15 protein-coding genes and 1 tRNA gene are annotated in these 23,392 nt (G+C 40.7%); 8 read left to right on the plus strand and 8 right to left on the minus strand.

Going from position 1 to position 23,392, the window contains the following annotated elements:
* Positions 1–51: 51 nt before the first annotated feature.
* Entirely contained in the window at positions 52–4,950 is a 4,899-nt protein-coding gene (locus ACT3CD_RS13395) for a T9SS type B sorting domain-containing protein (protein ID WP_444646148.1), read from the minus strand.
* A gap of 686 nt (positions 4,951–5,636) precedes the next feature.
* Here ACT3CD_RS13395 and thrA point away from each other — a divergent pair.
* Positions 5,637–8,066: a bifunctional aspartate kinase/homoserine dehydrogenase I gene (thrA, locus tag ACT3CD_RS13400; protein ID WP_444646149.1), complete on the plus strand. Its 2,430-nt coding sequence runs from the start codon at positions 5,637–5,639 to the stop codon at positions 8,064–8,066.
* 192 nt (positions 8,067–8,258) lie between these two features.
* Here thrA and ACT3CD_RS13405 read toward each other — a convergent pair whose 3' ends face one another.
* The 3 genes from ACT3CD_RS13405 to speA form a co-directional block, all read right to left on the minus strand.
* Complete coding sequence (locus ACT3CD_RS13405; protein WP_444646150.1) at positions 8,259–9,011, minus strand: GIN domain-containing protein; 753 nt, start codon at positions 9,009–9,011, stop codon at positions 8,259–8,261.
* 165 nt (positions 9,012–9,176) lie between these two features.
* Entirely contained in the window at positions 9,177–10,310 is a 1,134-nt protein-coding gene (locus tag ACT3CD_RS13410) for an acyloxyacyl hydrolase (RefSeq protein ID WP_444646151.1), read from the minus strand.
* 75 nt (positions 10,311–10,385) lie between these two features.
* Positions 10,386–12,281, minus strand: a complete 1,896-nt coding sequence (speA, locus tag ACT3CD_RS13415) for a biosynthetic arginine decarboxylase (RefSeq protein ID WP_444646152.1) — start codon at positions 12,279–12,281, stop codon at positions 10,386–10,388.
* A 491-nt stretch (positions 12,282–12,772) separates the two neighbouring features.
* Here speA and ACT3CD_RS13420 point away from each other — a divergent pair, with 491 nt between their 5' ends.
* Complete coding sequence (locus ACT3CD_RS13420) at positions 12,773–13,477, plus strand: GDSL-type esterase/lipase family protein (protein WP_444646153.1); 705 nt, start codon at positions 12,773–12,775, stop codon at positions 13,475–13,477.
* 71 nt (positions 13,478–13,548) lie between these two features.
* Here the strand turns inward: ACT3CD_RS13420 and ACT3CD_RS13425 are convergent, their stop codons facing one another.
* Positions 13,549–14,769: a hypothetical protein gene (locus ACT3CD_RS13425; protein ID WP_444646154.1), complete on the minus strand. Its 1,221-nt coding sequence runs from the start codon at positions 14,767–14,769 to the stop codon at positions 13,549–13,551.
* Positions 14,762–16,072 carry a DUF4270 family protein gene (locus ACT3CD_RS13430; protein WP_444646155.1) on the minus strand — a complete coding sequence of 437 codons (1,311 nt, stop codon included), beginning with the start codon at positions 16,070–16,072 and terminating at the stop codon, positions 14,762–14,764. Before ACT3CD_RS13430 ends, ACT3CD_RS13425 begins: the two co-directional genes overlap by 8 nt.
* A gap of 259 nt (positions 16,073–16,331) precedes the next feature.
* Here ACT3CD_RS13430 and ACT3CD_RS13435 point away from each other — a divergent pair, with 259 nt between their 5' ends.
* From ACT3CD_RS13435 to ACT3CD_RS13445, 3 genes are all read left to right on the plus strand, one after another.
* The gene (locus ACT3CD_RS13435) at positions 16,332–17,360 is read left to right on the plus strand and encodes a Kelch repeat-containing protein (RefSeq protein WP_444646156.1); all 1,029 of its coding nucleotides are present in this window, start codon (positions 16,332–16,334) and stop codon (positions 17,358–17,360) included.
* On the plus strand, positions 17,344–17,670 hold the full coding sequence (locus tag ACT3CD_RS13440) for a DUF4907 domain-containing protein (protein ID WP_444646157.1): 327 nt from the start codon (positions 17,344–17,346) through the stop codon (positions 17,668–17,670). Before ACT3CD_RS13435 ends, ACT3CD_RS13440 begins: the two co-directional genes overlap by 17 nt.
* 173 nt (positions 17,671–17,843) lie before the next feature.
* Positions 17,844–17,917: transfer RNA gene (locus ACT3CD_RS13445), tRNA-Arg, on the plus strand.
* Between the two features lie 129 nt (positions 17,918–18,046).
* On the opposite strand, the gene ACT3CD_RS13450 is transcribed toward ACT3CD_RS13445, so the two are convergent.
* Positions 18,047–18,973, minus strand: coding sequence for a restriction endonuclease (locus ACT3CD_RS13450; protein ID WP_444646158.1), 927 nt, complete (start codon positions 18,971–18,973; stop codon positions 18,047–18,049).
* A gap of 161 nt (positions 18,974–19,134) precedes the next feature.
* Here ACT3CD_RS13450 and ACT3CD_RS13455 point away from each other — a divergent pair, with 161 nt between their 5' ends.
* A complete protein-coding gene (locus tag ACT3CD_RS13455) occupies positions 19,135–19,683 on the plus strand; it encodes a hypothetical protein (RefSeq protein ID WP_444646159.1) in 549 nt (182 codons plus the stop codon).
* Positions 19,684–19,831: 148 nt separating this feature from the next.
* On the opposite strand, the gene ACT3CD_RS13460 is transcribed toward ACT3CD_RS13455, so the two are convergent.
* Positions 19,832–20,695 (minus strand): ATPase, encoded by an 864-nt coding sequence (locus ACT3CD_RS13460; protein ID WP_444646160.1) that lies wholly within the window; start codon positions 20,693–20,695, stop codon positions 19,832–19,834.
* Positions 20,696–20,938: 243 nt separating this feature from the next.
* Here ACT3CD_RS13460 and ACT3CD_RS13465 point away from each other — a divergent pair, with 243 nt between their 5' ends.
* Both ACT3CD_RS13465 and ACT3CD_RS13470 read left to right on the plus strand, forming a co-directional pair.
* Positions 20,939–22,405 (plus strand): glycosyltransferase family 2 protein, encoded by a 1,467-nt coding sequence (locus ACT3CD_RS13465; RefSeq protein WP_444646161.1) that lies wholly within the window; start codon positions 20,939–20,941, stop codon positions 22,403–22,405.
* Positions 22,406–22,409: 4 nt separating this feature from the next.
* Positions 22,410–23,333 (plus strand): DUF4922 domain-containing protein, encoded by a 924-nt coding sequence (locus ACT3CD_RS13470; protein ID WP_444646162.1) that lies wholly within the window; start codon positions 22,410–22,412, stop codon positions 23,331–23,333.
* Positions 23,334–23,392 lie beyond the last annotated feature (59 nt).

Consider the following 23,392-nt stretch of genomic DNA (forward strand, 5'->3'; position numbering starts at 1 on the left):
TAATTCTTTCGTTTGTTGCAGTCTGCTATTATTGATTAGTCAGAGGTCAGCCTATCTTTTTAGAGAGATATTGCCTTTTAATATTTTATCGACAGGTTTTAAATGTATTACGTACCAATAGTCATCCGAGGGTACTGGCTTATTCAGATAGGTTCCATCCCATGCCGGTTCGGAAGCTTTATATCTGATTAAAAGTTTTCCGTAACGGTCATAAATTCGTATGTCGGAATCGGGTAATCGATTAAGTCCTGTTACTTCCCAAGAATCATTTATGCCGTCGCCATTGGGGGTCATGAAATTTGGAATTTCTATTTCGTAGTCTGAATTATAGGTAAAGACGGTTGCTGCGGTACAACCGAAGTTGTCCTCAACCAAAATTGTGTGTTCCCCATTTGGAACATTGGTAAAAGTGTTTTCGTCTTGTTCTATCACTTCATTTAAGGTGTAGGTAAAGGGCTGAGTACCTTGATCCGGATCCATTAATACCGTTACTTGCGCATACATTATGGTGTCGAGTCCTGCTATAACGGGAGACGAATGCATGGTTACATTAAAAGTGTCTGTTTTAAACCAACAGCCATCAAATGCTCTAACCATATATTGGCCGGTTTCATTTACACTTATGGTATCCATCTGTAATTCGTCAGCAGTGCGACTGGCCAAAGACGGATGTCCGAACCATTGATAAGTCATAACATCATAGTAAGTGGTGTCATTCATATATTCCAACCAGGTATAATCGCCTGCTTTAAGTTGAAATTCGGGTTGGCAGCCATCTTCATCATCACCAAAATCATAGTTTGGCTCTGGTTCCAGTGTTACCACACGGGTGTCCATTGTTTCGCAGCCGTAATTATCCCTGACTCGCAATATGTTTACGGTATCCAATAAATTGGCCTGAATGTTTGGGCTTGTGCGGGCAGGTACTTCTTTATTGGTCCATTCATAGGTCATGTTGGGATCATTCAGAATTTCATCAGGAACGTCCAGAATTGCCGGATAGTCAATAGGGCAAATGATAAGATCGGGACCTAAGTCAAATTCAGGAACCGGATGCCAGACAATTCGAATCTCGTCTTTGGCCCGACACCCGTTGGCGTCAACAACTTCAACCTGATGGATCCCCTCGCTTAACTGTACTGTAGCTCCTTTTGTGCCGTTTGACCAAAAAATGTTTGAATAACTGGCTGCATCAGGCAGTGTATAATCCAGTGAAACACCCGCGCACAGATCGTAGCTGTCGGGTGAAAGGTTTAATGTGGGGTTAGGATTTACCGTGATATTGATGTTATTTGTGTTTGAACAACCGTTTGTAAACCATACTTCTACTGTAAAGTCGCCGCTGCCATAATCAGAAGGGGTTATTTCGGGATTGATTTCGTCGGTTAACAGCACGCCATCATGATACCATTGGTACGCTGTGTAATCGTCGTCTGTGTTAACGTAAAATTTTTCTTCAATACAAACGTTATCTTCGGTTGTTCCAAATACTGGTGGGGTAGGCGATGGTAATTCTGTAATTTCCAAAGTGTCTTCGGCAATACAACCATCTGGTGTTGTTATCGTTAATATGTAAGTCCCGGCATCAATTACAGAAGGCTCGTCGGGCGATCCTGATGGGCCTCCATCATATTTATGCCATTTTTTGGTATATGTACCATAATCAGGATCGTCAGTAACGGAGGATGGAATTAATATGTCAAGATCAAAGCTGATGAGTTCATTGGAACAGATAGCGGTGTCTGACAACGAAAAGGCTGGTGGTGCCGGGTGGTATTCAGCTACCGCATCTTTTGTCATAAAACAGCCTAATTTGTCATACACTGTTACTCTGTAACGGCCTTCAGTTTTTGTGGTGTAGGTGTCGTCAGGATAGCTTGCATTGGTGGTTGATACGCCTGCTGCAGGATGCCACCAGTTGATATGGTCAAATTGACTCAGCGGATCTCCAATATCGCCCGGCATATATCGTGTTACCTGCATAACAAGGTCGGCATCCGGGCAATCTATTACATCGTTAATGGTGAAGTCAGGGGCCTCATTAACCTGAACTTCTGAGGTCTGACTGTTAGCCTGACAGCCATTGTCTTGCATAGCATCCAGTCGGTAGTATCCTTGCTCTTTTACAACCAGATATTCATTTCCTCCACCTGCTGCCGGATTGATAACATCCCATGTGGTGCCGTCGGTACTCTCATACCAATTAAATGTTGTAAAGGCTCTGCCATTGTCATTAACAGGAATTAGTCTTATTGAATCCCCTTCGCAAATAGTTCCTGCAATACCATGGTCGTCATAATCTAAATTAAATTCAACCGGCGGTAATATATCTAAATCAAAGTTTCCGCTGACATTACATCCGTATTGATCCAGAGCGCTTACATAATATGTGCCTTGTAAAGCGGTTGAGTCGGTAGTGGATGAAAAATAGAGGATGTGATCATTGGCTGTTGGAATATTTCCGGTAGATGGAATAGGTGTGCTTGTTGGATCGTTGAAAAACCATTGGTAGTTGGTAAACTGATCATCTATTGCGATGGTGATATCGCTGCCCAAACAGACGGATGTGTCATTTCCAAAAGTGAATACATTTTTATTATACCAGTCGAAATAGGCCGTGTCGGAAGCAATACATCCAAAACTGTTTTCTACAATTACCACCAGTTCGCTCATTGGTTGGGTCAATGTCACCGACGAGGCAGTTGACAGGTCGGTATATGGATCACTGGCATCTAGCCAACGGTAGGAGGCAAAACTATTTTCTTCCGTACTAAATACGTGCGTCGTGCCGGGACACTCCATTACGTCAAGCACCGTAACAACGGGCAATGGATGCACCGTAATGGGATTTGCCAGTGTTACGGCACATTCTTCTTCATTGGTAACATCAACAGAATAGTTGCCCGTAACTGTCGGTGCTATTGCTTGTCTGGTCTCTCCGGCCAACAGCGTGCCATCTAAATACCATTGATAAGTATAATTGGCGCCCACGGGTACGTCAAGACTCACCATTTCTCCCAGACAGACTTCAAGTGTTCCGGTCACATCCCAGGTGACTTCGGGTAGTACTTTTATTGAAACAGCGACCTGATCAGTTGCAGTACATTCTAATGTTCCGGTATCGGTTGCTTCCAATGAGAAATCGTAGCTGGATCCGGCAACAGGTGTGAACACATAAGTGGGATCGGTTGCGCCTGCTATCGGTCCGGTCGCATCATACCACTGATAGGTATAGACCGAAGTGGGATCAACGGTTTCTGACTCCAGGGTAATGGGGAGACCATCATAGCAGATTTCTTCGTCAATATCTTTTATCTGAAATTCAGGCTGAACATGTTCTACTTCTATATCATCTTCGGCCCGGCAGCCTGCAAATTCCATTGATACATAGTAGTGCCCGTCTTCTTCGGCAGTGATTGTATTTACCCCGGTAGCAAATGGTTGTCTTTCAACTTCATCAACCCCCTGAAATTCCCACGTGAGGAGGCTGGCATCCTGCGAGGTGGAAAGAATAATGTCGTTTCCAACGCAAGACATAGATGCGCCTTCTATTTTAATGCTATTGAAGGATGAAAAGTAGCCATAACTCATGCTGGAGCCGTTGGCATCCAAAACACTGAGGTGAAACAGTCCGGTACTGTTTGAGATGGTATAAACAGTTTCTGTGCTGGCATTCATATTCATTACAGATGCATACCATGTGTCGGGTTGTCCTGCTTCTCCGGTTCCTTCAACCCTGTTCCACTTATTGGACAACAGATTGTTGGGCGACATAGAAAAGTTGTTGATGTTTTTGTATTGTGTGATGATTTGGACTGCAAACAACCCTGAGTATATTCGACTTATTGATACACTGGTTGAGCCTGTGCACTCAATTGATGGAACCAATGCACTTCCTATTTCATAAGCGACACTTGATAATTGATAGACGTATATATTGTGGTTTGAGGTAATGTAATCGAAATTTTTATTGGTTATGTCGTAGCTGGTCATTTCTCCGGCATTCAATGCCGGACTCTTTGCTTCTCCATTGATACTTACAACAGTGTTGTTTTCAGTTGCCACTATAAACACTTTTTGAGCCGAGTTTGTGTAGCTGGTGATTCCATAAAGTGTATTTACAGCAATATATTTATTCCCGATTACGTTAATGGGAACAAGCTGGTCTCCGATAAGGTCATAACTCGTTATTCCCGAATGCTGGATTGAATCATCAGATATCGTTATGGCAATATTTTTATCAGAAACGATATGAGACCCCCCCAAGCTGCCGGAACCACTTCCATCTGTTGATCTCAAACAATAAGTTTGCCCTCTGTTGAGCGTGACGGTGAAAGTCGACCCTGCTGCATGACCCTCAACATCGTCGGTGAGGGTGATGGTTATATTGGTGTTATCTTCAGTCGCAACAATGTCAACCTGCTCTCTTGCCGGAGGATTTAGTGAATAGTTGGGATACAAATTTTGTGACGGGATATAGAATTCTTTTCCCAGAGCATTATCGCCTTTTAGGGTGAACCGATCCGGATTACTTCCGTTGGCAATTTCATAGTAGGCCGAAATGTCCACATCCGACTCAATTAAAATGCCTTTGTTAAAAGGCGTTCCCGCAGTCCAGCCATCCCAATCAGAATAACTACCTGATTGGCTGTTTTGCAATGTTCCGTTTTCAATCATGTTGAGCCATGTAGATAACTCCACTTTTTGTTGACCGTGAGCCGGGATGTTTATTGTAATAGGACTAAAGGCGGAATTGGCCGGCATAGAAATAGTTACCTCAGCCGATTGGTCAAAAGCCGTAATTCTGAACAGTGCGTCATCATCACTATGGCCGTTTGTGACCTCAGGGGCAACAAACCAAAACGAGGTGCCTACCTGTGCTGCTATATTAACGCTGAATCCAACAAAAAGGATTAACGGAGTTATCCATTTTATTAATAAATGTTTCATACTGATGGATGATAAATGAACGTAACAAACAATAAAATTCCAATTTTTGTAGAAAATTGGTTCATAAATAAACCCGATATAACCATTGTTAAACCGGCCGTTTAATTACACATTGTTAATGTAGTCTGTTTGTAGCTCCGTCTTAGATTGAAGATGCCATCGCCCTGTCACTAAAATTTTTTCGATTCCCCTGAGGCAAATGACGGGTAAACTTACAAATTGCTTTGTTGTTTTGTTATTTTGAGATTTTGTACGAGAAGCAACATCTAATTGTTACAAAAAAATAGTGGGTTTGAATATAATATTGAATTATGGTGACGCATTCCGGTTTCAGCTCCTTCGATCTTTTTGCAACATCAATATTTTGTGTACTTTTGTTTGTTTTATGATTTATATCATTTTTAAAAAGCTTGTTTTTAATTTGATGGCTTTTTTATTTTTAATTATAATGTATGTATTGATAATCAAGACGGGCAGAAGTTGTTTAGATTTTTGCTGTTTTGAATATTAACAATTTGGTGCTCGCCCGAAAACTCCGGAGGCAGATGAGAAAGCTTTTTGTTGAAGCTTTTGAAGTTCGAGAATTGTGCGTTTGCTTTTGTAAATGAACATTTTGAAAGCGAGAGTAACAAAAAATAATGGAGTTTTTTGCTGACGCTGTCTAACACATTTTAAACAGGAAATTTATGAAAGTACTTAAGTTTGGCGGAACATCCGTAGGTTCGGCCGAAAGCATTGCAAAAGTAAAGAATATTGTTTCAGCTATTGAAGGCCCGGTGGTAATGGTCGTAAGTGCCGTAGGTGGTGTGACAGATCGGTTGATTCGTGCTGCCCGATTGGCTGGAGAAGGAAATAACACCTGTTTTGATGAGTTGGATTTGATTATTGAAACACATCTGGAAATCATCAGCAAGCTGTTTGAATCATCTAAACGTCCTGAAATAGAACGATTGGTAGAACCTGATTTTGAAGAGTTAAGAATTGTTCTTAGAGGGGTTTTTCTTATTAAAGAATTAAGTCACAGGAGTTTCGAAAGTCTTACTGGTGTGGGTGAACGTTTGTCGTCAAGAATTATAGCAGCTTATATAAATGCCGATTGGTACGACAGCCGTTTATATATTAAGACGCAATTTGAATATGGTCGCAATCAGGTGCAGACAAAAGAGACAAATGAACTGCTCATGGCGGTAGGCCAAACTCTTGGACAAAGGTCTTTGTTTCCCGGATTTATCAGTAGTAACGACAAAAATGAAAATACAACGCTGGGACGCGGTGGATCTGATTATACGGCTGCACTGCTGGCGGCCTCTTTTGCGGCCGATGAACTTCAGATATGGACCGATGTAGATGGTTTTATGACAGCCGATCCTCGTGTCATCAGCCGGGCCTATTGCATTGACAGGTTAAGTTATGCTGAAGCCATGGAGTTATCGCATTTTGGTGCTAAGGTTATCTATCCGCCTACAATTTTGCCGGCCTATCAGCATCAGATTCCGATTCGCATAAAAAATACATTTCATCCGGAAGCGTCTGGCACTTTAATTGACAACAATACAGAGGTTGTTGATAATAGACTGATTAAGGGAATCTCATCTATAAAAGAGGTGTCATTGCTTACGGTTCAGGGAGTTGGAATGGTAGGCGTGACGGGCATTGCCATGCGCTTGTTTTCATCTTTGGCCGCCAGAGAGGTGAATGTTATATTAATTTCGCAGGCCTCATCCGAAAATAGCATTAGTTTGGTTATTGAAACAGCACAGGCCGGGATTGCGCGCATGGCTGTGGAGAATGAATTTGAGCGCGAAATAACGCACCGGCAGATCAACAATATTATGATTGAGGATGAGATGGCGGTGGTTGCTATTGTTGGCGAAGGCATGAAAAAGACCACTGGTATCTCAGGCCAGTTATTCAACAGTGTTGGTAAAAATGGGGTTAATGTGTATGCCATTGCCCAGGGCGGTTCGGAACTGAATATTTCTTTCGTTATTAAGGAAAAGAATATTCGTAAGGCGATGAATGTGATTCATGAAGCTTTTTTCCTTTCCGAATATTCGCGACTCAATCTTTTTCTGGCAGGAAAGGGCACAGTGGGAAGTAAATTTTTGAAGAAATTGAGTGAGCAGAGTGAAAAACTGAAGCGTGAGAATAAACTGGTCATTCGTTTGGTTGGCTTAGCCGGGAGTCGTCGTATGCTACTTAACCGCGATGGCCTCGATCCGGCCAATGTGATTGAACAGCTGGAGAATGAAGGATTTGCAGGAACAATCGGTGATTTTAAAGATCGCATGATTGAGCTCAATGTGGCTAATAGTGTGTTTGTTGATTGCACTGCGAGTGAAGATGTCGCTGCCTTGTATCAAAATTTGCTTGAACATAATGTGTCGGTGGTAACGGCCAATAAGATCGCCAGCTCGTCAAGTTACAGTGCTTATAGTAAGTTGAAATCAACGGCCCGTGAAAAGGGCGTTAAGTTTTTCTTTGAAACAAATGTTGGTGCTGGACTTCCTATAATTGCGCCGATCAATGATTTGGTGCGTAGTGGCGATAAAATTATTCGTTTAGAGGCTGTTGTATCTGGCACGCTCAATTATATAGCCAATGAACTGGCCAATCACCGGCCGTTGTCCGAAATTGTTACGGAAGCTAAAGAAAAGGGTTTTAGTGAGCCCGACCCGCGCGTTGACTTAAGTGGTTCCGATGTGGTGCGTAAATTATTAATTCTGGCTCGTGAATCGGGTTATGTTTTGGAGAAGGCAGATGTTGAGGTCGAGACTTTTGTTCCAAAGAGCTATTTGAATCAGGAGCCTTTAGAGGTTTTTATGGAAAAAGTAGCCTCCCTTGATTCCGAATTTGAATCACGATACAAACAGCTTGAAAAAGACGGGAAACGATTGCGTTATGCGGCTCAGTTGAAGGATGGGAAAGCTCGTGTGGGACTGGTTGAGGTGGATAAATCTCATCCTTTTTATGACCTGGAGGGAAGTAATAATATTGTGTTGATTTGGTCGGAGAACTACTTTGAGCACCCGATGCAGATTAAAGGATATGGTGCCGGTGCTGATGTTACCGCTGCCGGTGTATTTGCCGATGTTATTAAAGTGGCAAACGTTTAATACTTGTTTTTTCAATTATTAGTGCCGATGATTCTTCGAATGCGTGGAGTCATCGGTCTTTAGTTTAATACCTTACATTCGTAATCTGGAAGTTGATGGTTTAATTGATAAGTAATTGTGTTTCTGGTTTCTAATCCTGTTATAACACTGACTATTAATTCAAATGTTATTACCGAATTTTAAAGGCACCTGTTAGTTTTCGCTGTATGGCAATAATTGACCCGACGCCTTCATAATAGTGCTTTCTATTGTTTCGAAAGAAATATTAGGCTGTCCGGTATAGTAGATGTTTCCGGTTGAATAAATTTTAGCGTTAAGCTGTTCTTCCGCATTAAGGTATATATTACCATAAGATTTATGGTTGACGTTTGTTATTTGCGTTTTTAGATTAAGCGCATCTATATCGGTTCCGCCTTCCATGGTGTATGAGGCTTTGCTTAAAATACCCGACAGTTTGTGGTAGCTTTTGTTTATGCCACCATAGACGTTTAGAGTCAGACTGTTTCCTTTGAGGGTCAAATCGCTGGTGGTAAAAATGCCTTTTCCATTAACTACTATCTGAAATTGATTAACAATCAGTGTGTCCCGACAGAGAAGGTGGCCCGGTGAATTGTAAATGATGGTTTTGAAGTCGGGCGCATAAAGGCGTATTTCAGCCATTTTTTCTTCCTGAAGCCAATTGGTTTGTTTATGTTCAATGGTTAGTTTCTCTTCTGATTGAGTTAGTTCGTAGCCATCAACGATAAAGTCCATGCCTTCGATTTGGATCGCTGTGGTGTCGCTATTGATTAATACGATCTGGCAAGGTGCCCATATTTCAATATTTGTAGCGCCATTCCAACTTAAGCTGATGGTTTTATTATCTCCGGTTCGCTTCATATCCGTTATATAGGTGCATGAGCTTAAGAGGGTTGTAAAATATAATAAAGCGGTAATTTTTTTCATATGTTTATAATTTGTCTCTCAGTTGCCATATGGAACTCGCCAGGATAATCATACTTCTGTGTGTGAATCAATTCCCATGGTTCGTTTCATCCGTCAATAATTTTTTGATGGTAGGATGGCATTTTTTTATATATATTTTGAAACCAGAGTCATTTTATTATTGGGCTATTGTTTGTATCGCCAGCGGTATCCCAATCCGAATTCAATAAATTCGGCGGTAAAAAAGTTGGCCTTTATGCCGAAATGACCAATCAGGTTACCGGCTATTTTCTGTCTGATGCCTAATCGTGCATAAACGGGTTGGCGCGGTGTGGTTTTAGAATAGAGATAAGTTCCTATTGCCATATATAGACTGGTGGAACCTAAATGTGATTCCATGGTGGCAAAGGCGCCGGTAAACAGGTAGTCGGAAGTACTGTAGGCGGTGGACTTAATTTCGAGGTCTTCAAAATTCTTTGAGGCCAATGGTGCCCCTCCAAATCTTATAAAATCAAGTCCCATCCCATAGGCTTTATTTTGTTTTTTATACCAAAGATGGGTGAGGGTTACGCTTCCCGACCAGTAAATTGTGGGGTTATAGGCAGCGGCCTGATTACGACCGGCACTAACAGTTGCTAATAACTCACGCGCTTTGGATCGTGGAGGAGAAGCAGCCTGATATTTGGGTGTTTCAAAATTATTTAGCTCGTAAACTGCACCAAATGTAAGTGCAGCTGTGTTAATTCCATTATTTGGTTTGCGCGAAGAACCATTACTCATGTGGTTGAGTGCGAATGATCCGGATAACGAAATGTGTTTACTTACGGGGTATCGTAAAAGTAATCCGAAACCTATGTAGGCGTTGAAATGCGAGCCAAAAACAGTATTGTAGGTATTCTTTTGATAGTCGAATGGATTGTTGGCATAGCCAAGTCCCAGTGCCACTTTGTATTTAGCGCTTAAGGCCCCCCAGTCAAATAATCTGAAATTGATATAGGGGTAAATGGCAAATCCCTGGCCGTAAATATCGGAACGGCCAAAAGTGCTGAACCACATTCCTATTCCTGTTTCAGGTCTGTTGATATAACTTTCCCATAAGCCTTGTTTATAGCGTTGACGTATCAAATTAATTTCACCACCACGCACATAGTCGTTAATAAGATAGGCCATGCTGGTGTGATGCGGAACTACTATCCCAAAATGATATTTTCCTTCGATGGCATAACGCGTACTATCGCTATCTTTTTGCGAAGCAAACAGTATGGTGTTCAGGCTATATATAAATATTATGAAAACATATTTGAGTTTTGGGCACTTCAAAATATATGATGGATTTAGGTATTAATAAAACAACTCCTTATTTGAATTAACAAACGCGGAGTTGTCCTGTTTATTTTATTCCAGATAAGTATATCCATACAGTCCGGAGCGATAGTTGGATAAGAATTCTTTGCCTTCCTCAGCCGATATCTTTCCATTTTTAACGGAGGTGGTCACCCATGTCTCAACCGTACGTACCAGTTTTTTAGGACTGTATTGAACATATTCCAAAACTTCGGCAACGGTTTCTCCGTCAATTATTTGTTCAATTTCATGACCGTCCTCACTTACCGAAACGTGTACAGCGTTGGTATCGCCAAACAGATTGTGAAGATCGCCCAGTATTTCCTGATATGCACCAACCAGAAAAACGCCAATATAATAACTGTCCTTACCTTTTAACTGATGCACGGGCAGGTAATGTGAGAAATTTTTGGTGGCGATAAAATTGTCAATTTTGCCATCCGAATCGCAGGTGATGTCCTGTAAAGTGGCGTTACGTGTGGGTTTTTCATCCAATCGATGAATTGGCATGATCGGAAATATTTGATCTATGGCCCATGAATCGGGTAGCGACTGGAATAATGAAAAATTACAGAAGTATTTATCGGCCAGTATTTTCGACATATTTCTGAATTCGTCAGGTGCATGTTTACTGGAAATGGCAATCTGGTTTATTTCATTGGCAATGGCCCAAAATAAACGTTCTACTTTTGCGCGCGTCACTAAATCCAAAAAGCCAAGACTGAATCGATCCAGCGATTCTTCCCGAATCTGAAGGGCATCGTGCCAGGTTTCCAGCATCCGAGGCTGGTTTAGCTTATCCCACAATTCGTAAAGCTCTTTCACCAATTCGTGGTCGTCTTCTCTTAATTCATCCACATCATCGTCCCACATGGGCGGATTGGTTGCTTCAAGTACTTCAAATATCAATACTGAGTGGTGTGCTGTTAGCGAACGTCCCGATTCGGTAATGACGTTGGGATGTGGAATTCCTTCTTTGTCGGCCGCATCCACAAAATGCGAAACTGAATCGTTTACATATTCCTGTACGGTGTAATTGACACTACTTTCGCTGATGGATGAGCGGGTCCCGTCGTAGTCGACACCGAGACCGCCGCCGATGTCAACAAAGTCGATATTAAAGCCATGCTTGTGCAGCTGTACATAAAATTGAGCTGCTTCTCGGAGGGCTGTTTTTATGCGACGTATTTTAGTCACCTGACTGCCTATATGGAAGTGGATTAGTCGCAGACAGCTCTCCATTTTGTTTTTGCGCAAGAAATCAAGTGCTTCCAATAATTCGCTGGACGTTAGTCCAAATTTGCTGCTGTCGCCACCTGATTCTTCCCATTTACCGCTCCCGCTGCTTGCCAGTTTGATGCGAATGCCAATGTTTGGCTTTATTTTAAGACGTTTAGCAACGGTCGAGATAAGTTTTAACTCATTTAGTTTTTCAACAACGATAAAAATACGTTTGCCCATTTTTTGAGCTAACAAAGCCAACTCAATATAATCTTCGTCTTTATAACCGTTACATATAATTAGAGAATTTGTTTCGGTATTGATGGCTATAACAGCGTGCAGTTCAGGTTTCGAACCGGCTTCAAGGCCAATGTTAAATTTTTTGCCATGGCTCACAATTTCTTCTACCACCTGACGCATCTGATTAACTTTGATGGGATAGATGATGAAATTCTGAGCCTTGTAATTATATTCTTCGGCGGCTTTTTTAAAACAGTTTGAAATGGTTTCAATTCGGTTGTCGAGAATATCGGGAAACCTGATTAATACAGGATTTGAAACGTCCCGGAGCGTTAACTCATCCATTAGTTCCTTTAAATCAACGCCGGCTTTGTCAGCTTTGGGAGTCACCATTACGTTCCCGTTTTCGTTAATGGAGAAATAATCTACTCCCCAACCGTTGATGTTGTATAACTCAGCAGAGTCTTCAATACGCCATTTTCTCACTTTATGCCAATTGTTTAGATGTTTAATATTACAATGCGAAATAACTACTTTTTTATGACAAATGAAATACAAGAAATGGATAGATTTTAACTTATTTCAGTTACTGAGATTTTTGATTTTTCTGGCGTTTTTTAACAAATCAGGTATAATTCTAACTATCACTGGTGTAGGGGAGAAGTGAAACGAAAAATTTATGACACCAGTCAGTATTTCTTCAAATTGATAATTGTTTGTAAGCGCTCTGATAAAGCAGGTTAAATTAAGTCAGGCCTTTTGTCCTTACTATTTTATTTATGTAATATTTTAATGCGATGTCATGGGATAAGATTGCCTGTGTTTGCAGAAGGGAAATGCAGCTTTGACACAAAAGCGGACAATCATTTAAATTTCTTCTGTGAATTATCTGAGCAAAGAAGAAGTCGACAAATTGCCTGCTGTTTGATATAATTATTTAAATTTGGACTACTTCAAACTTTGTAAATTTATAATCTATGATGACGAAAAGAATTGGTTTCCTGTTGGGGATGCTACTCCTTTTGGTAGTTGCCGGTTGCAACTCTAAATACGGTGGATTGGTTGATCCCGCTAATTACGACGCGCCTGTAAAGGTTGCTTGCGTTGGCAATAGTATTACATTTGGCTATGGTATTGAGAATCGAGACAGTTTGAGCTACCCGGCTCAATTGCAGCGCTTATTGGGGCATGATTGGCAAGTCGTGAATTTTGGCGTTAGTGGTCGGACTTTACTTTCCAAAGGTGATTTGCCTTATGTTAATGAACAGGCATATTCTGATGTCAAAGCTTTTCTACCCGATGTCGTTTTGATTAAATTGGGAACAAATGATACCAAGCCTTTTAATTGGAAGTACCAATCTGAATTTAAAATGGATTATAAAAATTTGATCAATTCATTTAGAGCATTACCCTCGAAGCCTATGGTGATATTAATAAAGCCTGTTCCTGCGTTTCCTGAACGATGGGGTATTACTGACAGTGTAATTGTTAATGGTGTGATACCAAAGGTAGAACAATTGGCTGTTGAGCTGGATTGTCCTATTATTGATCTGTATTCTCCATTTATAGGAAAAGGTCATTTATTTCCTGATGCCATTCACCCTAATGCTGAAGGAGCCGGTCTGATGGCTGCTATTATTGCGGCTCGTTTAACGGGACAGCCTGATTTGGTGCAGAACTGACTTTAAAAGCACAAAAAATCCTCAAAGAAGCATTGTTATTTTGAGGATTTTTTGCGGAGTAACTGCGGTGTTTATTCCAATTTACGACGCATAAACCAGGTTTCTGCAAATGACATACTTATGGTAAATTTAACGGCGCTTGTTTTTATGGGAATAGTGCTTGCATCCAGCTGATCTTCATATGCCACCGATACATCCAGCGAAGATCCTCTTTTTAGCGGAAAGCCGATGCCACCTGTCACATTATAGGTCAAAGGATTGTTGTTACTTATAACCAGATAATCATTGGCAATGCTAAAGCCAGCTCTATAGCTAAGCCCTTGCAGAAAATTAGTTGCCGTTCGTGGTCTGGGAATAAATTCGATACCTGTTGAAATTTTGTCCTGTTGAGTAAAGCCTATGTCAGATGAACCCGACTTATTTTCGGACCAATCGAGGTGATTTAAGTCAATACCATAACTGAATTTTTCGCCTACCATTCCCCATAAACCGACACCTATTTGTTCGGGCATGTATATATAGGTGTCTGCCAGATCATCCTCCAGAATAAGACTTTCATCAGATTGTTTGACATCTATTTCATTACTCATTTTCAACTTTTTGCCGCTGCCATAAGTTAGACCAATGGATAGTGGCATTTTTTCTGTCAGTTTGAATTGGTATTGAAGACCCAGGTCTGCATAAATAGCTCTTGTGTATGACTTTTGCGAAATGGTAAGTGCCGATTGTATTTCGTCCTGATAAATAGCTCCGAAAATAAAGGATGTATTGATTCCAAGACTTAATGAGGGAGATATTTGAAAGGCATTGCCTAAAAAAACTTTGGATAATCCGCCGCTGCCCTCAAACCAAACATCTTCTTTTTGTGTTGATCCTTCGATGTATTGCGGATCATAAATTTTATAGCCTGTCGTTGTATAGGGTACGAAGCCAAATGCCATACCCCATTTTTTCATGGGCTTAAACCCCATAGCCAATCTGTTAACGTTGCCTTCCGAAGATTTTTCGGTGCCTGTTGATCCGGTATAAGTGTACATTCGGGCTGCTACCCCTACGTCAAAATAGAAGGTGCCGGGCGTCAGATGGCTGTAGCTGGCAGGGTTCAATATATTTACATACGAAGACGAGTTCATACCGATGCCGGTACCGCCAAGTGCCGAACTACGTCCATTTTCTCCTGTTTCATATTGACCGGCACCATACATCGAGTAGGGTGAAGAGGTGAGGTGTTGACCTTCGGCGTTGACCACAAATAGACCCAGTAAATAGAGACTTGTCACTAACTTATTCATATAGGTTGTAGATAATCTTTAGTTTGACATTTTGATTTGAATCGCCCATAATAAGGCTTTTAAAGGTGGTATTCATCTCTTCATCGGGCAGCGTTAATTGCAGAACTTGTTTGTCAAGACCTAAAGCAAAAATTTGTGTATCGATAAAGTCGGTGATCGTGAACGAATAATAGGTATTCTGACCTCCGATATCGTCATAAACCAGACTTCCGGTTTGCAATGAACTTCCATAACTATCTGTAATAGCATCCACGGTTGACCCAAATTTATCGGCAACGTATAAGGATAGCGATTGCGGCAGATCGGATTCTTTTGCAAAACTGCTTTTAACAGGATAGATTGATAGCTGTGCGCCTTGAACAATGCCGGCAGTTCCCAGCTTGGCTATTTCGTTTAGATAGGGAAATTCAATACGCGTGTAAAAGCCGGCCAGTCCCATTAAATAGCTCATATTGTCACTTATTGTAGATGATAATCCTTCATAGTCGTCTGTCAGGTTTTTTATAGGTGTTTGAGAGTAGTCATGGTCTACACGAAAGAAACTCGTGGAGCTAATGGGTTCAATAGAGAGTTCTTTTTCTATTATTTCTTCTTCGGTATAGTGATAGTATAGTTTGATGACGGAACTTGAATCGCCCACAGAATAACTGAATATTGCGGCATTGTTGTTCGTTGGCGTAATTCTGAATCCCGGGAAATATTCCTGAAATAATTCGGAGGTTGAGACATCGTCGTCAGAAGTACTTAACTTATTTAGGAGATCGTTACCCATGTCATCCGGTAATCGCACCACCATAGCTTGTCCCAGATTTGGGTGCGGTATGAATCGAGTTGCAACCAACCTGTCTGATTGCGATGAGACCGTTGAGGTATTGTAGAAATCTCCTGTATCAGGTAATTTAAGGGGCGATTTTAACTGGTAAATTTCGAATTCCTGATAGGCTGTTGTATCTCCTGTGTAGTAGGTGTCGTAATTAAATTCAAGCGTTAAAGAATCTAAAATATATGGCGTTGAGGCATAAGTCCGAGTGTCCGAAAAGTTAGGTTTGCTATATGAAACAAAACTCTCTGACATAATAGTCCCTCTGAGATCATCGGTGAGTTTACCAACAATCAATAAGCCTTTGCCCGACGTTTCCAATGAATCTATTTTCAACGTAGTAAGCGATACCGTGCAGGTATCAATAATAACAGAGTGTGCCTGACTGTCAACCATCTTACTTCCGAGGCTGAAATCATCATTGCTGCATGCAACCAGCAGGTGCGTGATGCTTGCGATAACAAAGAAAATAGGATACTTCATTTTATATTGTCTTTTACACAAAAGAAGAAGACTGATTCTATTAATTAAAAGGAAATAGACAAATGGGGTCTTAAATCAGACGAAAAGCTCATTTTGACCGTTGAGTCAATTTTTATAAATGTTACTGGCTTTCATCTTTTAAAGTTGGGTGTTCGTCGATAAAATCTTTCCTTTCAACGGTTCTTTTTGATGTGATTAAACGCTAAGACTACATTCGAATTTATTTTGATTTAATCATTACAATAACAAACTTGAAATTATGAGATTAAAACAGCTTATAGGAGGTGTCATTTTATTGGCAGGGATGATGATTACCACTACGGCCTGTAGTGATGATGACGATGACGACGTTTTGGGAAACTGGTTGTGGATGGCCGATTTTGATGGTGTTGCCCGTAGTAATGCCGCTTCGTTTGTGATCGATGGTGTAGGTTATGTAGCAGGTGGTTATGATGGCTATGATCGTCTTAAGGATTTGTGGGCCTTCAGTCCCGAAGGTTCTTCCAGAGGGAGTTGGACACAAAAGGCGTCGATGCCCGATAGTGCTGTAGCCCGTAATTCAGCTGTCGCATTTTCGGCTGGCGGCAATGGGTATGTTGGATCTGGTTTCGATGGAATTAATTATCTCAATGATTTTTGGGAATATTTACCAGAAACAAACAGCTGGCGACCCATCGACGATTTTCCGGGTTCAGCTCGTTATGGGGCAGTAGCCTTTAATTCTAATGGTTACGGTTACGTTGGCTGTGGCTATGATGGCAACTATTTGAAGGATTTTTATATTTATGATCCAACATCGGACTCCTGGGATTCTGGTATTTCGACTTCGTTTCCCGGAACAAAACGTTTAGGTGCTTCCAGTTTTGAGATTGATGGTAATGTATATTTGATTGGTGGCTTGAATAATCAAAAGTATGTTTATGATTTCTGGATGCTTGATAAAACAACCGGCGATTGGAAGCAAAAACGCGATATCGTCAACACTTCTGATGATTCGTATGATGATGATTATTCTATTACCCGTTCCTATGGTGTTGCATTTACCATTAATAGCCTGGGTTACTACACAACTGGTGAAAGTGGTTCTTTAAAAAGCGATGCATGGGAGTATAACCCCACAACCGATGAGTGGGAAGAGAAAACAGCATTTGAAGGTGCTTCGCGTAGTGGTTCGGTGGCCATGTCTTTTGGCGATCGTGCATTTGTGGGGTTAGGACGTAGCAGTAGTTATTTCTTTGATGATATGTATGAGTTTAAACCTTTTGATGAATATGAAGAATACGACTAAACTCGTTAGGCTTTTACTGATTGTTAGTTCGTTTTCAATTGTTATATTAGTTTTCCTGAAGGCAGTTCAACCAAAGGACTGCCTTTCTTTTACTGTTTATGAAGTAAATGATGGATGGGGATATGATATTCAATGTGAAGAAGAAACAGTTATTCATCAGCCTTTTATTCCTGCCGTGCCGGGTTTTAATGCTTTCAATAGTGAGGATAAAGCGCGTGAAACGGCTCAATTTGTAATAAAAAAATTACGTCAGAAACGCAGTCCGCAACTAACCGTTGCCGACTTGAAGGATTTGAACGTTATTGAATAGAATTTTTTTGTTTTTATTTGTTTTTTCAAAGTATTGATAAGCTTGTAATTATGAGTTGGAGCTTAAAAATACTGGAATTTTTAGAAAAAAATTAGGCCGAAAATGTTTCAGGTTTACTCAATTTCTCTATCTTTGCAGCGCATTTGAGAACAAAATATATGTTCAGGCAAATCGATTCCGTAGCTTAATTGGATAGAGCACCTGGTTACGGCCCAGGAGGTTGGGGGTTCGAGTCCCTTCGGAATCACAAAAAACACCGCAAACATTAAATGTTGCGGTGTTTTTTGTTTATTGAACTTTGGTGATTTGTGATTAAAGGTATTCGTTTTTTCCACCTCTCTATATTGAAATTATGAGGCCTGTTTTAGCTATTCTTTTATTTAGCCGACAAGTCGGTCACCTCTTCCATTAAACGGCTGTATTTGGCCGGCTTAAGATTTAAAACGTCTACTACCTTTGGCTGATTTTTGATTTCTTTACACAGCACAACACCTTTGGCTAACAACTGTTGTTTTTCGCTTTTGGTTAACTGCGTAAGTGTTGTTATGGGGAATAAATTTTCACGTTCGATGATGGCTTTGATGCTTTCGCCATCGGGATAATCCCAACTAATTAGTTTCAGGCCACTACATAACCCAAAGCTCATGGCATCGCCTGTAAAACGGGTGTTGGTGGCTATCCAGCCATGAAAGGTGAAGCCTGCATATTCAGGTTGGTTTTCGCGAACACTCACAATATCATTTACCCGTGAACGGATGTACAGAGGCACCTGCACGTTGGCATATTTTCCCTGACTGTTATAATACTTGCACTCCACTAGGTGTTGTTCTTTTTCACCGGTGGCCACAACATCGACTTCGTGTGTCACACATTGACCATTAAGTACTTGTCCGGTTTGGACTTCCAATCCGCGGGTGCGAAATATATGCCCCATAAATTTTTCAAAGGGATACCCCGACGGTCCCAGTTCCATAATGGCACGTTTTAAGCTGTAACGGGCAGCCATACTGCGTTTTTTTCGGCGTAGAAGCAAAAAGGCCCGTGCATATATTTTTTGTGTTGTTGTTACATCGGCCAACCACGATTTTATATCTGTTATTATTTCATGTATTAACTCTTCGGTAGCTCCTGCCCGTCGAAGTGAGTTTTCCAGTTTTTCTGCCGAAAAGGGCTGTGTTTCGCCGCTGGCCTTCTTTACAAGATATTTTCCTGTCATTGTTCTTTTATTGAAATTAATATTTAGTGTTTGCACAAAAAGTTCAACTTCGGCGTTTCGCTTGCCCTTAAAATGGTCATATGCCATTGTAAACTTTCATTTTTAGGACTTCGCAAGTTTTGAATTTGAACTTTTTTAATCAAGTACTTGAGTTTTCTTGCTGATACTATTTAAGATACGTAATTTGCAGAGCTGTTAGCATCTGTTGTGAAAAAGAGGTATAAATTAAGGTAATTAAAATTATAATTATGAAATTTTTAGAATTAATTATCCTGGGAATTTTAATTGTCGCTTGCTCAGAAGTGAGATTTGAAAGCCCACAGCCTAAAAATGTAAAAGAAATTACCAAATTCCCGCAAAAGTTCATCGGTATCTTTTCTGACAATGAAAACAAGGATACCTTATTTATTTCAGAAAATGGGTTTAGATACGGTGAAGACATAAAGAGGTTGCCAGACGAAAGAGTTGTATTGAAAAAAACTGGTGACTATTACATTTTATCGTGCAAAGAAATTTTACTTGGAGACGATACGACTGATCTGAAAGGTTGGGATGTTTTACCATTTAAAATGGTAGATGACACATTGATTGTTTTTTATATCGATATTTCAGATAATGACGAAACAATGAAAACAAGATTTGAAACTATTTTGGCCAAAGGGATCAAAGAAGAGATAGAGAAACGAGATAACGATGATTTTGAATATTATCTCATAAATCCATCAAAGCGGGAATTTAAAACCATGTTGAGAGACGGTCTTTTTAATGAGCAGGTAAAATTTACTAAAATAAATTGAATCAAGTTGCTAATATATAGGGCTTGCAATCAAAGTCCAACTTCTGCTTTATGCTTGTCCTAAATAGGATTATTTACCATAATAAAGCTTTATGGTGAAGCTTTATTATCTGTCATGGAAGTTTTTGGGCAGGTATTAAGAGGTTTTATTATTTGAGACTTCCATTATTGTCTTTAGTTTTTTCTGTGCTATGAAACTTCGCTAATCCGGCCATGGGTTCTTTGGTAACCTGGCCGATACAAAAGCCTGCCTGGGTCGCAGCCTCTTTTAGTATGGGCTGAAAATGCCAGGCAATGCTGCCTGTGAAATGAACCGGTAACGATGAAGCTTCGTGGTAGTGCCGGATATTTCGAACAAAAAAATCGACAAAAGATCTTTTTACCAACTGGCGAATGCACTCTTCTGTTCTGTTTTCGTACAGAAAGACGGAAAACTGAGCCAGATATCGATTGGGAAAACTGTTTTTGTAAACATTATTAAGAATCTCATCGGTTGTTAATTGATAGGTTTGTTCAAAGCGGCTAATGATCTGTTTGGGTAACTGTCGTTTCAAAATATCCGAAACCAGTTGTTTACCCAAAGCGGCACCACTGCCTTCATCGCCCAGTACATAACCCAATGGCGCTACATGTTTAGTAATAGCTTTACCATTGTAATAGCATGAATTGGAACCGGTGCCCAAAATTGCGGCAATTCCCGGTTCATGGCCGCACAATGAACGGGCGGCTCCCAGTAAATCGCTTTCTACGGAAATTATTTGTGGGTGAAAAAAGCGTTCCAAAGCATTTAGAACAACGTTTTTTTTGTCAGCATTGGAACAACCTGCACCATAAAACCATATTTCACGTATTCCTTCGTGTTCCAAAAGAAAATTATCACTCAACAAGCGATAAATCTCTTCTTCACTTTGAAAAAACGGATTTATTCCTGATGTTTGACCGGCTTGTGAAATTCCATCTTTTAGTAGTAACCAACTGGTTTTTGACGAGCCGCTATCGGCAATTAATATCATATAACTAATGTGCTGTTAATAGTGTTAGCAAGAAAACGTTTTTATTTTCGTTACTCTCGTTTTTAAAATGGTTATTTACATCAGTAAAGGTTCATTTTTTAAGCTTCGAGAGCCTTAGAAATAAAGCTTTCGGTTTTATAACAGGCGTTTTCGGGCACGCGCTAAATAAATGAATCTGTTTGACAGATGTACGTATTTTAAAAATGTCTAAATTTATACTTTTCACGCGAAAAGATGCGCAATATGGCTAAAAGAATCACTTGTTTTATTCCTTATGGGACAGCTGAAGACACCAAATTTACTATTACTGCTCTGGAAAAAGACCCTCTGGTTAATCAAATATACATTCTGGCACCTGAACTGCCAGAGACTTTAGTGTTGACCGACACTGTAAAATGGTTACAAACGGATGCCGTATTCTCATCTGAAACCATTAGGACTTTAGCGAAACAAAGTTCCGCCGACTTTACGCTGTTTTATACCAGTTATGCTCCTTTACAACCCGGCGCACACGCATTGAAACGGATGTGTCATATTGCCAATATAACCAGGGCCGGAATGATTTATTCCGATTATATAGAACTGACGGACGGACGTGCTGAGAGGCACCCTGTCATCGATTATCAGCCAGGGAGCTTACGCGATGATTTTGATTTCGGTGCATTGTTGTTTTTTAACACGGCGCTTATGAGAGATGCTGTTGTGGGGATGAACAATAATTATCAATATGCCGGGCTGTATGAGCTTCGGCTAAAAATCTCGCAGGCAAACAAAATTATTCGTTTGCCTGAGTTTTTGTATACGGTGCATGAGGCGGCCATACAGTTGAAGGGCGAAAGACAGTTTGACTATGTAAATCCTAAGAATCGTTCAGCACAAATAGAAATGGAACAGGTCTGCACCCAACATCTCAAAGAAATTGGGGCATGGGTAAAGCCTTCTCTGACCAATATTTCTTTTGAGCAGGAGGATTTTCCCGTGGAAGCCTCAGTTATCATTCCTGTTTTTAACCGAAAAAAAACCATTGGCAATGCCATTGAAAGTGTTCTTGCGCAGCGTGCAAATTTCTCTTTTAATCTTATCATTATTGATAACCATTCAACAGATGGCACTACTGATGTTATTGGTCGGTTTGCAGAGCACAATCCGCAGATTGTTCATCTTATTCCCGAAAGGGATGATCTGGGTATAGGTGGTTGTTGGAACGAAGGTATTTTTCATTCGCAGTGCGGCAAGTTTGCCGTTCAGCTCGACAGCGATGATTTGTACATCAACTCATCGGTGTTGCAAACTATTGTTGATACATTTTATCAACAGAATTGCGCCATGGTTATTGGCAGTTACCGAATGGTTAATTTTAAGCTGGAAGAATTACCCCCCGGACTTATTGATCATCGGGAATGGACCGACGACAATGGACGGAACAATGCCATGCGTATTAATGGACTGGGCGCGCCACGTGCGTTTTATACGCCGGTAATACGTCAAATAACATTTCCAAATACCAGTTACGGAGAAGATTATGCTGTAGGTCTGGCACTCTCAAGAGAATATCGCATCGGTCGTATTTACGAACCACTTTATCTGTGTCGTCGTTGGGAGGGTAACTCCGATGCGGACCTGAGTGTTGAAAAAAACAACGCCAATAACCTTTACAAAGACCGCTTACGCACCATTGAATTATGGGCCCGGATAAATATGAATATTTGAAATTATGACGATTCAACAATCGGTAAATAATCTGCTGCTTTCGCAGCTAAATGACTGGGAGCTCGCTAAAACCAATTATGGTGATTTGGCAGGACTTCTGACGCGTGAGATTGTTGTTAACAAACAAATGATAAAAGTTCAATATAATCCACATCGAATCCAATCGTCGGCAGCAAAGGTTGATAACGCATCCATCAGTCAACGTCCTTGCTTTTTGTGTGGAGATAACCGGCCCGCAGTGCAGGCGCATGTTGGCTTTTCAGATGAGTATGAAATTTTGGTAAATCCGTATCCCATTTTTCCTAAACACCTTACCATCGTTGAAAAACATCATATCCAACAACGTCTCGGAGGTCATTTTAAAACGTTGTTGCAGCTGTCTAAAGCATTGGATGATTTTACCATTTTCTATAATGGCCCCCAGTGCGGAGCTTCAGCCCCCGATCATTTTCATTTTCAGGCAGGCAGTAAGGGTGTGATGCCCATTGAGAAGGAATTGGAGTCAATACCGATGTTTCCGATTCAGCAGTTTCATTACAATGAAGTCCTGGCTATGGACGATGGTTTTAGAAAGGCGATTGTGATTAAAGGAAATGAAGAGAGTTTAATGATTGATTTGTTTCAATCTGTCTGGAATTATTTGATAAAAAAGATTCCCGGCGAGCCGGAACCTATGGTTAACGTATTGGCACGTTGGGAGGACGCGGCATGGCAAATTGTTATTTTTTTACGCGGGAAACACCGGCCGCAACAGTTTTATGCCAAAGGGTCGCAACAACTATTACTCAGTCCCGCATCGGTTGATTTTGGTGGGCTTCTGATCACGCCCCGCGAAGAAGATTTTTACAAACTGGATGCCGGAACGATTCGGGATATTTTTCAACAAGTTGCAATAGATGAATCGAAGTGGATGAATATTATTAATTAATGTTTGTCTATAAAGTTAACTTCTGCGTTACGCTTGTCATAAAAACAGTCATTTACGAA

This window comes from Geofilum sp. OHC36d9 (assembly GCF_052400685.1).
Taxonomy (GTDB): domain Bacteria; phylum Bacteroidota; class Bacteroidia; order Bacteroidales; family Marinilabiliaceae; genus CAZHHH01.